Below are 12,236 nucleotides of genomic sequence, written 5' to 3'. Positions count from 1 at the left end.
GATGGTACTGCATCTTAAGGTGTGGGAGAGTAGGTCACTGCCAAACCTAAAAAGAACTCCATATCTCTCAATACGATCAATCAATAAACATGGCGCGGGATGGAGCAGCCCGGTAGCTCGTCAGGCTCATAACCTGAAGGTCGTAGGTTCAAATCCTACTCCCGCAACCAAAAAAACGCCCGCAGCAGAAATGCAGCGGGCGATTTTGATTTGGGAAACGCCTCTTATGGCCACAAACAAGACCGCAGGACTCCGCCCAAAAACTATGCGCCGTTCATCTCGGCACGTTGCCACCAAGTTCGCTGGTGTGCGGGAAACCGGCCTTCCAGAGAACCCGCTTGCACCGCAAGCCTTAGGTTGTACGATCTTTTGAGGCTCAAGAATTACCAGTTTTCCATTCGACATGTGAAGGTTGCGACATGTCAGTACTAGGCATCATCTATCCGATAGCGGCCGGCTTTGCCATTTTGTTGGGTGCCATTCACTTTCTGGTCTGGCTGCGGCTTGATCGGCGGGCTGAGTTCTTCTTTGCCGCTTTGATGGCGCTGTCCGCTGCGACGGCGGCCTTGTCTGAATTCCGTCTGCTTGGTGTTCAAACCGCAAGCCAATTTCAGGACGCCCTTGAGACGCTGAATCTGGCGATCGGGTTCATGTTGATTTCAATGGTCTGGTTCGTGCGTTTGCGCCTTTCGGCTGGACGTGTCTGGTTGGCTTGGGCGGTCACAGTTATCTGGGCCCTTTGTATGGTGGTCAGCCTGTTCGGTGCCGGAAACATTACCTTCCAAAGCATTCAGGGCATATCGACGGGTTTGACCCCTTGGGGCGAAAGTTTTGCAAATCCCACGGGTACTCTGCATCCGCTGAAATTCGTCGCAGACATGGCCAGTCTGATCATTGTGGTGTTTGTGACGGATGCCACCATTGTTGCCTTTCGGCGAGGACAGCGGAGAGACGCCACAGTCGTCGGCGGATCGATCCTGTTTTTCATCATAGTTGCGGGTGTTCACACGCCTTTGGTCGATGCAGGAATCGTGCAAACGCCATTTTTGATCAGCTTGTTTTTCGTTGCCATCTGTGTGGCGTTGTCAATTTCGTTGGTCGATGATGTGGCCAAGGCAGCTAGCCTAAACCATTCCCTGATCATAGAAAAACGGCGGTGGAATGCGCTTGCGGACGGAATTGAAATGGCGGTGATCCGCACGGATGCAAAGGGACGGATTGCATATGCGAACCCCTTTGTGGAGCGAATGATCGGGCGCAGTGCTGAGGAATTGACAGGCAGCGACCCGCTTGATCTTATCCAAGATACTGACAAACAAACTGTCCGGCGCACGATAGACCAGGCAAGCGAGTGGAAAACCCGATCCGAAAAACACCGGAAGATCCGGACGGCCTCGGGGGCTTTGCGCGACTTTGTCTGGTTCAGCGTTTCTTTACGTGGTTTGGACGGAAAGCAGGACGGATTGATTTCAATTGGTGAAGATATTACCGACCGGCGTAAGGTTCAGGGCGAACTGGATCAGACCCGCAAAGAGATCGAAAAGTTGACCCGTGCCGTCATGCTGGGTGAGTTGGCATCGACCTTTGCCCATGAATTGAGCCAGCCGATTGCGGCAGTTCTCAGTAATGCACAAACACTTGAGATCATGCGGGACCGTGCTGGCAAGCCGGCCGATGAAACTGATGAAATCCTTAGTGACATCCTGCATGACACACGCCGCGCCAGGGACTTGATGGATCGGGTCAGAAGCTTCATGTTCGAAACCAGCCCGGATTACAGCGAATTCTCGATGCCAGACGCAATAAATGAGGTCATCGCCATGATTTCAAATGAGGCGGATAAGTCTGATGTCCAAATTCAGGCTCCGCCTCAAGACCCCGAGATTATCGTGCATGCCACCAAGCTGGAACTGCAACAGGTTCTGATGAATCTGGTTCTCAACGCGATCCAGTCGATCCGGGATGCGGGACATGGCCCGGGCGAAGTCAAAATCGAGATTGAAAAGGAAGCAGGGACGATGATTGTTCTGACTGTGGATGATTCCGGGTCTGGCATCCGACAAGATCTGGGACATGAAATCTTTGCCCCTTTCGTGACGTCCAAGCCAACCGGTACAGGCATCGGGCTTGCGGTTTCCCGGCGTATAGTCGAGCGCCATAATGGCGTTATGAAAGTCGGGGCGAGCCCGTTGGGAGGCGCCCGGTTTGAGGTTCGATTGCCGATTGCCGCGCAGGAGATCAGACTTGAGCGCGCCTGAAGCACATCGCGAGGTCGTTATCGTTGATGACGATCCTTCCGTGCTGCGGGCTTTGACGCGGCAGGTGTCGGTCTCTGGTTATGTCGCATGCCCGTTCAAGGATGCAAATGATGCGCTGCTCTATCTGCGCTCAGGTGGTGGGCAGTGCCTGCTGGTGGATCTCAATATGCCAGGTATGTCCGGCCTTGATCTGCAGTTGCGTGTGGCGGAGGGTGACCGGCCCTTGCCGGTGGTTTTTCTAAGTGGGCAGGGCGATGTTCGGTCTACCGTACAAGCCATGCGGGGTGGTGCGATCGACTTTCTGGAAAAACCGGTGGAAGTGACTGAACTGGTGCGCGCCATAGACGCGGCATTTGTGAAGTATGCCGAGTTGTCGGCCGCAATGGATGCCCAGACTGCCCTTGCCGGGCGCCTGTCACGTTTGACAGTACGACAACGTGAAGTGTTTGATGCAGTGGTCACCGGGCTGAGCAACAAAGAAATTGCACGCGATCTGCGCATCAGCGAGCGCACGGTCAAGGCCCATCGTCATGGCCTGATGCAGAGGCTAGAGGCCCGCACGCTTCCGGACTTGGTAAATCTGGCAAATCAACTGGGGCTGGTTGCGCCAGAGGCACCGTCTGGTCAGCCAGAGAGTGACGCTTAAGACAGCAGGAACCGATAGGAGGCGTAGGCAATCACGCCCAGATACCCAAGCGGGAAAACCCATTTGACGATGTAGTTGTCGATCGAAATAGCCAGCGACTCCCTTCCCCTTAGCTTCAATCGCCTCAAAACGACATTCATTATGATGACTGTTGCGGTGACCATGAACATCGATTGCAGAACGAAATCCAGAAAAGTGATGTAACCCAAATGCGGCAGACTTTCCGATACCGCAAAATTGAAGGCTACAAACACCAGAAGGTTGGCGCTGGCCATATCGATGCGTTTGCGCAGATCCTCCAGGAAAAATGATACCCAGGACACCGCGATCAATATCAGCATCGGGATGAAGATACGGATGACATAGTATTGAAGATGCCGTCGCCCGGAAAAGGTCAGCGAAGCGGTGGCGCTGTCCATTCCCGTGATCCCTCTGGTGGTTCCAATCGTAAGGGTCGGGTTTTCAAGGATCCATGCCTCTTCACCGAGGGTTTCGCCCAGCCCGGAAACCTCGTCGAACGGGACAAATTCGATCATATCGAGCGGCGGAATCGACACGATATCAAGTGAGAATTTCTGTGTGTCGAAGGGGTATTTTTCAAAGTCGAAATAGGGGGCTTGTAGGGTCAGGGTCGAGCGCTCAAAGAAATTTGCAGTGCCGTCAGCCGAGATAGAGACAAAGGCCTCTTGTTCCCACCGCTGCGCTTGTTGGTTCTGAAACAGAAACAACGGAAGGTGCGTCGGGATCGACCTTGCATGCGCAACGAATTCGCCCGAGGTCATCAGCTTTGATCCCGCCTGGTCGTCGAAGGCCAGAAGGGGGTCCTGCCAACGCATCCGGATGCCAGCAACAACAGTAAAGTTTTCGGCTTTCTGATTGATGTCTGTGACCTGATCAATCTTGATGCCGATCTCTACCTGCAGCGGTTCTTCCAGAGTGGTCGTGAATTCTTGCAGGGTTGGGCTGACCAAGGCTTGTGCATCGGCCGTGCCAGACACCAGCCACACCGCAAGTATCAGATTTTGAAGAATCCCGGTAAGGCCGACAAAGAATTTCAGCCGACTATACCTCACGTCCGTAATACCTCAGGGAATTCAGAATGCTGAGGGCAGGATAGTCAGAAGTCTCAACATCCTCGGCGGGAAAGACCATGACCCTTCCGCTTTCGGGATTGGGTGCATCGGGCAGAAACACAGTGACAAGGTTACGTTCGGGGTCGCGGTTGGTTTCGAATCCATATTGCAGGGCTGCCCCGAACCGAACCATGACCGGACGCAAATCCGACGGGGTGTCGGATTTGGCAACGATGCCCGAGATCTTGGCCTTAATCAAAGCATATCCAGGCACAATGCTCGCCAATGTTTCGTCTGCCCGGTCTGATATGCCGGCAACAACAGATACCCGTGCCAGCAGCCCGGCAACAAAACATGCGATCAGGATCAGGAGCCAGGCGATGATATGGGACAGTATGATTCCAAATGTGTCACTTGTTGGAAACAGATCGGCAATAGGTCCGGCCACAAGCATGGCCAAATCTACAAGTTCCTGGGCAATCAGCAGCAAGACGCCAAACGGGACCAGGAAAAACAACCCACCGATAAGCGTGGTTTTGACCAAGGTCATGAGATTACGCTTTTTCTGCAATTGCCCTTCCAAACTGTCTGTTACTTCGGGAACAGGAACTGCACCGTAAAGCCAACAGACCATTCGGGTGCGGACGCCGGTCGTTCTACGTTGTAATACGCCTCGGCGCGAATATTGACCGGTTGTTCGCCCCATTTGGTGATTTTGCCAATTCCGCCGCCAACAGGAAGCAGCAACTTGTTTCCAGATGTTCCTTCCCAGTCATATGTGATGACCATGTCGGTAATCAGATACCAACCGTTGTTGAGGTTGTAGTTGAGGAAGGGCTCAATCAGCGTCTGGTTTACCTTCCCCCGGTTGCTGTCCCCGGCGAAGGACCACAAGTGCCTCACAAGCCCGCCAAAAGTACCCCAGCTTGGTTGCGCAAGCGCCACTGCAGAAAAGCCGCCGCTCCACTTCCCGGAGCCCAGTCTGTCATCGGTCGCTGTCGGGGCGGTGATTGAGGGACCGGCCCCCAGTATCCAACCGCCAACGGGTTCAGTTGGACTGAAGAACAATGTGTAATTGATGTCGCCCAACCCGGTGGTCCGGCCCGGTACGCTTGGGTCGCCAACTCCGGGGTTCCCCGGCAAACCGGCAATCCCTCCGGGCGCATCATAAAGTGGGATGATAAGCCGGTTGATCAAGTTCCAATTGCCAACGGTGACCGGGATCACGGGATTGATGCTTAGTACGTTCGCTTTCCCGTTTGGGGCGCCGTTGTCGAAAGTGAACTTGAATGGCAGGCTGATAAGCGAACTGATCGGGTTTTGCACAGCTGCCTGAAGATCGCCGCCATCATCCTGCGCCATACTCTGAGAAGCAGTTAACAGCATAGCCAAGCAAAAAAGTCCGGATTTGATCATGTTATGATCCTTCAAGATACATCGTGTTCGGTCAAGTGTTGAGTGGTTGGGGCGGTGACGCGCAACGCCTGAAAGGGGAACTGTGGTGAGCGGCGACAAGGCCCGCTTGGCACCTTTTGGGGTGACTTCCATCCGTTGGTCGATGTTGGGTATTTTTAAGCGTCGTAGGCTCTGGTCCATGTGGCTGAGGTTCAAAGACCCGGTTTTACCGCCCAAAATGTTTCGAAGTCTCATTATCGCGTCTTTCAGTCTTGTTTCATCATTGGGTTAGGGATCGCTTTGAATCTTCACCTGCCTGTCAATTGGCTTGGCCTGTCGCAGGGCGTCGAAAAGCTTTTCAGCCTCGATCGGCTTTCGCAAAACAGGTGACCTGCTAAGCGCCGATACGGCCTTGATCAGGGATCGGTCATCCGTGGCCGAAATGAATATCACAGGGGCAACCTGCCGCGCTTCGTGCAGAATCGCAGGCACGTCCAAACCGCTTTCACCGGACAGCATTATGTCAGTGACGACACAGGTTTCTTCCTTGAGGGGCAGCAGGTTTCGAAACTCTTCCAGCGATGAGACACCCAAGACTGAATATCCGTCCATTCGGATCAACCGCATGATGGCCGACAGGAAGCTGCGATCATCTTCGATGACACAGACGTTCCGAACATGTGAGGACATGATGTGCCTCCACGGTTTGCACCAAGGCAGGATGCACAGATTGGGTGTCGCGCGGTATTGTACCGAAGGGAGGGTTGACGCAAAATGACGCCCCTTACACACTTGAGATCAGCCAGGTTGCAGTTTGGTACCGTCAGGAGCCAAGCAGATCGTCACTGGGTTTCCGACGACGAGGGTGTTCGACCCAGACAGGTGAAGGCCCAGACGGAGGTGCGTTTTGGGATATTCAGGAATTTTTGATGCGTAGGCGCTTGACCATAATTGTGGTTGGGGTGGTGGGTTTGCTCGCCACGGTTGTTGTCGTCGCGTGGGCGGTTCTGAACGGCCCGTTTTTCGTGGATTTCCGGCGCTCGGTTGTCGAAAACGTGCTGTCAAAACAAATCGGGCAGGCCCTGATTATCGATCAGGATGTTAGGGTCGACCTTGGGCCAATAAGCCGCATTCACGTGTCAGGGGTTCGGATACCAAGCGAAAACATCACGAATGTCGCATTGGCCGAACTGGAAACTTTCGAACTGGATGTCGACCTTCTTGCCTTGCTGAAAGGCGCGATCAACATCGATAATCTGGCGGTTCATGGTCTGACCGTGAATCTTCTGAGGAATTTGGAAGGCGCCAAAAGCTGGTCAGACCAAGACCAGCTGACCACACCCAAGCCAGAGGATACCGCCCCAGAAAATGGTGGGGTCCTGGACTTTCTTCACGACAAGACGGCGTCGATCACCGAGATTAACTTGTTGATCGAGAATGAAAAGTCCGGCTTTGTCTTCGACTTCGACCTGAACAGTCTGCATTTGGATCAATTGGAAGACGGGCAACGGGTTGCAGTGACCGGCGACGGGGCCGTAAACGGAGAGCCGTTTGCGATAAAGGGAGACTACCCTCGTGGCAAGGACTTCACGACGCGGGCGTCTTTCGGGCAGTTGACCATGGCCTTGGATGGGTCACCACTGCCTGCCGGGCAGGGGAACGGGTATACCGCCGAATTGTCTCTGGATACCGGTGAATTCGGCGAGGTGTTGGACATTCTTCGGCTGGAGCGTGTTCTGGAAGGGCGCGGGCAATTATCGGCGAGGATTTCGGGGCGGTCAGGCACACTGGCAATGTCAGACTTCGAAACCAACATCGATTTGGCAGACGGACAGAGCATCCGGGCCACCGGAGATGTTATGAATCTTCTTGAGGCAACAGGTCTGGATCTGTCTGTCGAGGCGCGTCTGTATCCGGAAGACAATTTACCTGCCCGTGCGCACGAACTTGCAGATCTGAAACTGACCGGGATTTCTGCGCACATCGTCAGCGAAGATCAGGCTTTGAAATTCGAAAGCCTTGAGTTCGCAACCAACGCGTTTGACCAAGAGTTCAGTCAACTGGGTCCGGTTTCGATCGGCCGTATCATGCGCTCAGAAACAGGGCAGCTCAGCATGCAGGACATCGCGGTTCAGATAGGCCCCGCAGAAGCTCCATATGTGGTGGCCAAGGGCGATATGCAGGACCTCTTGCAACTGAAGGGGATTGATTTTGACGGTGTGTTGGCCGCATCGGCCACGATGATCCTTCCACCGTCCGAATACGCCAACGCAGCTGACTTCGGGCGGGTGCACGCCGATTTTTCGGTAACGGATTCCACCGGGCAGCTTACCTTGTCCAAACTGCACGCCTCGACCAGGGACACGACACTCTGGTCTCTTGAAAGCAAGATGTCGGTTGCCAGTGTGGCTGATCTTGAGGGGTTGGATTTCAATATGGTTTTGGCGCTTCCGGATGGAAAATCGTTTCTGACCGCATTGGACCTTAAGCCCATTGATACTGGGGCTGTTGGGCTTTCTGTCAGTGCGACACGGCAGGGCGACGAAACGGCCATCAAAAGTTCCTTTGCCGTCAGCCAATCACGTCTTGATGTGACGCTGGACAGTACACGCAATCAAACCATCCCCATTGTTCGCGGGCGGATCGCCAGTGATCTCCTTGAAATTGATGATCTGAAAAACGCGGTGGCAAGTGCTATCCAGATTGCTTCCTTAAGCTCCGCTGATGCAAAAAGACCCGAAGAACCCCTGGTCGTTGAAAAAGAAGAAGAATCGCTTGTCACCGAAAAACCGGAGGAACCTTTGGTCATGAACGGTGGAGTGGTCGGGGCCGCCGGAGTGGAAGAACCGACAGATTTTTTCGACCTGGTTGGCTTTATGGGTAAACTGGATCTGCAGATTGGCATCGAAATCGCCAGTATCAGGGGCCAGCAGGGCGTATCTGCCGTTGCCAGCACACTGACCGTCAAAGACGCCAAGGCCCAGTTCGGCCCATTGGAATTCAACTATGGTGGCGGGTATTTCAACGTCAGCGCGGCTATGGACATCGCGCAAAGCCCGGATCATGTCACCGTCTCGGGCGCCACCCAAGGTTGGGATTTGGGAGAAATCCTGAAAAATGTCGGGGTGAATCTTGATGCCCGCGGGAAGCTGCGCGCCGATTTTAATCTGACCGGCACCCGGACGTCGGCCAAGGCCTTTGTCAATTCGATGAACGGGTCAGCAACGGTGTCGATGTCAGGCGGTGCGATTGCCAGCAGCCTGTTGGAACTGGCCGGACTGGGTGTTTTCCCCTGGTTATTTTCGGCCGAACTGAACCGGGGGTACACCAATATCGTCTGCGCTGTCGCCCCGCTGAAAATCCAGTCCGGCAAAGTGTCGTCCAATTCAACAGTTATCGAAACTGAACGCGTACAAATGGTTATCGCGGGTAATCTGGACTGGAAAAACGAAACCATTTCGATGCGGGCCGAACCCAGGCCGGTCGGTCGGCCACTGGCCCGCAGTGCCTGGCCGATCAACATCACCGGAAGCCTGAGAAAGCCAGATCTTCAATTGCTTGGAACAGGGTCCCGACCCGCGCCGAAAGGCGGAGCGCGACAGATGCCAGCCAACCGTACCCCATGCAAACCAGATGCGCGTCAGCTTCAGTAGCTCGCAGTCAGGAAGGCGGCATTACTTTGTCTGTTCGTCCTGACATTTTTGCACGGCGGAAATCGCCTTGGATGTGCCCGACAGATCAACTTCGACGACCCGCCCCTTTCCGCCGATGACGGTCATGGATCTGTTCTTTGCGAATTCCATCGGAACATTTGGATTGTCAAAAAAGGCATAGCCGCCAAACAAGTCCCCGCGCACGACGCCCAGTGCCTCGCCTGAGAAGCGCAATTTTTCGAAATCGAATTTCACCGTGCTGATCTCGCCATCCTTGATGTCAGTCCAGTCCGGATTATAGACAGCGAAAAAGCCACCCTCGCGATTTGGAACATTCCCAAATTGAATAAGCGTTCCGTCCTCAAGCTGGCTTTCCATAAAGCACCCATTCCCGGCCTCGGGGTCTACGCGGATGATCCACTTGCCTGTCTCTCCCCATTTCGCCAAGTCACTGGCAAATGCCCCGGTGGCGACGGTGCCAAGCACCGCGATCAGCATAAGTTTCTTCATGATTGATCCTTCCATGTACCGGTAAGCCTATCACATCGTTCGGAACCGGGTCCAATAACGAGCATGGATAAGACCGACCCATCGATTGCCGTTGTGGACAATTGCCCCGTCTATCCGTTAGTCACATTCAGAATGAAGGGCCTGCATATGGACACACAGCGCATCAAACAGCTGGAAAGCCGTTCGCTTTTGATCGCCATGTGGGGCAACCTCTTCATGGGGGCGGCAGGCATTCTGGCGGCTGTCCTTTCAAATTCTACCGCGATCATGATGGACGGTCTGTTCTCTCTGGTCGGTTTCACAGCCGCCTTCTTGGGGCGCAAGATCAGCCGCAGGGTGGATGCCGGGCCGGATCGGCTTCGCCCTATGGGGTACGCCGCTGACGAGGCGCTGTTCTCGACCTTTCGGGCCTTGTCGTTGCTGGGCCTTGTCATGTTCGCCATGACTTCGGCAGGGGTGAATATCTACAAGTATTTGCAAGGTGAGGCGACGCCAGAGCTCAGTTTCGGCCCGCTGTTCGTCTATTTTGTGGTGATTGGCGGGACCTCTTTTTTGCTTTGGGCGTTGCATCGATACACGTGGTCGCGCACCGGAAAGGTTAGCGAAATTCTTCGCCTCGAAGCAAAAGCTTCCTTGTTTGATGGCATAATCACTGCAGCGGCGGGGGCTGGACTGGGCGCGGTTTACTTTTTCCAGGACGGATTCCTTGCCCCGATTGCCCCAATCGGGGATTCTATCGTTGTCCTTATTCTGTGCTTAACCGCGATTGGTCAGTATCGGCGCAACCTTGTTTCCGGCATGGGGGAATTGGTGGGGGCGACAGCAAACCCCAAAGCGGTTGCCGCGGCCCGTCGCGCGATCCGGCCCAGCGTTGCCGACGATGGCGGAGTTGTGACTGATCTGTCGGTGATGAAGCTTGGACGAACGCACCTTGTCAGCGTCTATTACAACCCGCAACGACCGATAGATGCCGGGGAAGCAGATCAACTGAATTTGCGTATGATCCACGATGTTCGGGAAGCATTGTCGGGTGCGGATGTTATTCTGATCATCAGCGAGCATCCGCGCCGATGGCCAGATGAGCTAGACCCGTTCTGAGGCATTTCTAAGCCAACCAGGGCTGATCACCTGATCTGACGGGCCCTAAAACAGCGCACCAAACGCAATGTAAGTGCCTTACAGATCGTCTGACCGGTGGTGCAGAATTCGACCGATGGCGTTCATCAGCAATTGCGCGGCCAATGTGGTCGTCGATCCGGTTTGGTCGTAATCCGGGGCCACTTCAACAAGATCCATGCCGACGATTTCACCCCGTCTGGCCAAGCCGTCGATCAGCTCAAGCACTTCGTAGTACAAAAAGCCGCCGTGACTGGGGGTTCCGGTACCCGGGGCAATCGAGGGATCGAAGGCGTCAATGTCGACCGTCAGGTAATACCGCTCACCTTCAGGAATACGGCGCAGCATCGTTTCCACGCCCATCTGACGGAACTGTCGCACAGACTGGATGTCGGACCCAAGCGCGATTGCATCCATATATCCGTCGCGTGCGGTGGAAGAGACATTGCGAATGCCTATCTGCGTCAGCCCGGTGACATAGGGCTTTTCGGCGGCGCGGCGCATCGGGTTGCCGTGGCCAAAGCGCACGCCGTGACGTTCATCGACAAAGTCCAGATGCGCATCGATCTGAACAATGTGGATCGGCTCCTGATCGTCAAAGGCGTTGATGCACGGAATGTTGATCGAATGATCGCCGCCCAGAACCACGGGAAGCGCGCCAGCGGCCAACATTTTGCGCACGCCGTATTCTATGTTTTCGTGGCTTCTTTCGGTGTTCGTGTGAACGATATCCGCGTCCCCGATATCGACGATACTGACCTTGGCCGGATCCAGATAGGTAATGTCGTCTTCAAAATCATAGGCCCCGGCATGACCGAAAGAAAACAGCGTCGATGCCTCGCGAATGCCGCGTGGCCCCATGCGCGCGCCTGACCGCCATTGAGTGCCGGAATCGAACGGTGCCCCCATGACGGCCGCATCGGCATCGATTGCGTCCCAGTCTTCGACATAGGGGTACTTGCCGAACGTGCAGATGCCGACGAACGGCAGGTTCAGGCGGCCTCGTTCATATCCATGGGTGCTCATGTCGATCCTCCGGTCAGGTCAGGCACAGGAAGATCAGCACTCCGATGCCCCAAAGCGTCATTTGGTAATGCGTATTTTGCGCACCTTCGTGCCCAAACCAATAGGCAAAATGATTGCCAATAACGAGGAAACCGGCCCAGATTGCCGTAAACCCGGTGGTGCCCAGAATGGCGACGCTGCGAGCGGTGTCATCGGCAACCCAACCCAACGGGCTGGTCGCCATCATCAGCACTCCGATCCAAAGCAGCACAGTGACGACAAGTTCGATCAAAACCGCAAGGCGAAACAGAGCGATCTGATGGCGTCGGTCTGAAACGACGCGATGGGCGATCTGATCGTAGAAATTCGGATACTCGACCTTAAGTCGGCTCATCGTCAGAACTTCGGTGGTGAAGGTCTCATTCTGGTTCGGATACAGAATGTTGTCGCGTACCCCGACCGTCAGCCATGCGGCGATCAGCGCAAGCATCAGGGTTTGGGACAGAAGAATAGCTGAGTCGAGCATTGTCACACACATGCAAAAAAAAGGGGCCGCACAATGGCGGCCCCTTTTAGCATT

General features: G+C 54.7%; 11 protein-coding genes and 1 tRNA gene. 5 read left to right on the top strand and 7 right to left on the bottom strand.

Going from position 1 to position 12,236, the window contains the following annotated elements:
* Window positions 1–93: 93 nt before the first annotated feature.
* From FOY56_RS22195 to FOY56_RS22185, 3 genes are all read left to right on the top strand, one after another.
* Window positions 94–170: transfer RNA gene (locus FOY56_RS22195), tRNA-Met, on the top strand.
* Window positions 171–419: 249 nt separating this feature from the next.
* Entirely contained in the window at window positions 420–2,258 is a 1,839-nt protein-coding gene (locus FOY56_RS22190) for a two-component system sensor histidine kinase NtrB (RefSeq protein WP_146348342.1), read from the top strand.
* A complete protein-coding gene (locus FOY56_RS22185) occupies window positions 2,245–2,904 on the top strand; it encodes a response regulator transcription factor (protein WP_186766433.1) in 660 nt (219 codons plus the stop codon). The genes FOY56_RS22190 and FOY56_RS22185 overlap by 14 nt, the downstream gene beginning before the upstream one ends.
* Here FOY56_RS22185 and FOY56_RS22180 read toward each other — a convergent pair.
* The 4 genes from FOY56_RS22180 to FOY56_RS22165 all read right to left on the bottom strand — a co-directional run bounded on the left by FOY56_RS22180 (window position 2,901) and on the right by FOY56_RS22165 (window position 6,062).
* Window positions 2,901–3,977: a ligand-gated ion channel gene (locus tag FOY56_RS22180; protein WP_186766432.1), complete on the bottom strand. Its 1,077-nt coding sequence runs from the start codon at window positions 3,975–3,977 to the stop codon at window positions 2,901–2,903. The two genes, FOY56_RS22185 and FOY56_RS22180, sit on opposite strands and share 4 nt — an antisense overlap.
* A complete protein-coding gene (locus tag FOY56_RS22175; protein WP_186766431.1) occupies window positions 3,967–4,527 on the bottom strand; it encodes a DUF502 domain-containing protein in 561 nt (186 codons plus the stop codon). The genes FOY56_RS22180 and FOY56_RS22175 overlap by 11 nt, the downstream gene beginning before the upstream one ends.
* Before the next feature lie 41 nt (window positions 4,528–4,568).
* Window positions 4,569–5,573 carry a hypothetical protein gene (locus FOY56_RS22170; protein WP_222435022.1) on the bottom strand — a complete coding sequence of 335 codons (1,005 nt, stop codon included), beginning with the start codon at window positions 5,571–5,573 and terminating at the stop codon, window positions 4,569–4,571.
* 87 nt (window positions 5,574–5,660) lie between these two features.
* Entirely contained in the window at window positions 5,661–6,062 is a 402-nt protein-coding gene (locus tag FOY56_RS22165) for a response regulator (RefSeq protein ID WP_146348338.1), read from the bottom strand.
* Between the two features lie 239 nt (window positions 6,063–6,301).
* Here FOY56_RS22165 and FOY56_RS22160 point away from each other — a divergent pair, with 239 nt between their 5' ends.
* Window positions 6,302–9,025, top strand: a complete 2,724-nt coding sequence (locus FOY56_RS22160; protein ID WP_146348337.1) for an AsmA family protein — start codon at window positions 6,302–6,304, stop codon at window positions 9,023–9,025.
* A gap of 21 nt (window positions 9,026–9,046) precedes the next feature.
* Here the strand turns inward: FOY56_RS22160 and FOY56_RS22155 are convergent, their stop codons facing one another.
* Window positions 9,047–9,535: a hypothetical protein gene (locus tag FOY56_RS22155; RefSeq protein WP_146348336.1), complete on the bottom strand. Its 489-nt coding sequence runs from the start codon at window positions 9,533–9,535 to the stop codon at window positions 9,047–9,049.
* 63 nt (window positions 9,536–9,598) lie between these two features.
* Between FOY56_RS22155 and FOY56_RS22150 the strand changes: the two genes are divergently transcribed.
* Window positions 9,599–10,633, top strand: a complete 1,035-nt coding sequence (locus tag FOY56_RS22150) for a cation efflux transmembrane domain-containing protein (RefSeq protein WP_146348335.1) — start codon at window positions 9,599–9,601, stop codon at window positions 10,631–10,633.
* 78 nt (window positions 10,634–10,711) lie between these two features.
* Here the strand turns inward: FOY56_RS22150 and speB are convergent, their stop codons facing one another.
* Window positions 10,712–11,677, bottom strand: coding sequence for an agmatinase (speB, locus tag FOY56_RS22145; RefSeq protein ID WP_146348334.1), 966 nt, complete (start codon window positions 11,675–11,677; stop codon window positions 10,712–10,714).
* A 13-nt stretch (window positions 11,678–11,690) separates the two neighbouring features.
* A complete protein-coding gene (locus tag FOY56_RS22140; protein ID WP_186766430.1) occupies window positions 11,691–12,182 on the bottom strand; it encodes a DUF2165 family protein in 492 nt (163 codons plus the stop codon).
* Window positions 12,183–12,236 lie beyond the last annotated feature (54 nt).

Source organism: Falsiphaeobacter marinintestinus (assembly GCF_007923355.1).
Lineage (GTDB): Bacteria > Pseudomonadota > Alphaproteobacteria > Rhodobacterales > Rhodobacteraceae > Phaeobacter_A > Phaeobacter_A marinintestinus.
The sequence above is the reverse complement of the archived record's forward strand: the minus strand, read 5'-3'. Positions and strand labels throughout refer to the sequence as shown.

Bases quoted from the DNA above. Each gene is read 5' to 3' on its own strand.
- FOY56_RS22140 (WP_186766430.1), bottom strand. From the start codon at position 12,182: ATGCTCGACTCAGCTATTCTTCTGTCCCAAACCCTGATGCTTGCGCTG.
- FOY56_RS22160 (WP_146348337.1), top strand. From the start codon at position 6,302: ATGCGTAGGCGCTTGACCATAATTGTGGTTGGGGTGGTGGGTTTGCTC.
- FOY56_RS22155 (WP_146348336.1), bottom strand. From the start codon at position 9,535: ATGAAGAAACTTATGCTGATCGCGGTGCTTGGCACCGTCGCCACCGGG.
- FOY56_RS22170 (WP_222435022.1), bottom strand. From the start codon at position 5,573: ATGGACCAGAGCCTACGACGCTTAAAAATACCCAACATCGACCAACGG.
- speB (WP_146348334.1), bottom strand. From the start codon at position 11,677: ATGAGCACCCATGGATATGAACGAGGCCGCCTGAACCTGCCGTTCGTC.
- FOY56_RS22175 (WP_186766431.1), bottom strand. From the start codon at position 4,527: ATGACCTTGGTCAAAACCACGCTTATCGGTGGGTTGTTTTTCCTGGTC.
- FOY56_RS22150 (WP_146348335.1), top strand. From the start codon at position 9,599: ATGGATAAGACCGACCCATCGATTGCCGTTGTGGACAATTGCCCCGTC.
- FOY56_RS22165 (WP_146348338.1), bottom strand. From the start codon at position 6,062: ATGTCCTCACATGTTCGGAACGTCTGTGTCATCGAAGATGATCGCAGC.
- FOY56_RS22190 (WP_146348342.1), top strand. From the start codon at position 420: ATGTCAGTACTAGGCATCATCTATCCGATAGCGGCCGGCTTTGCCATT.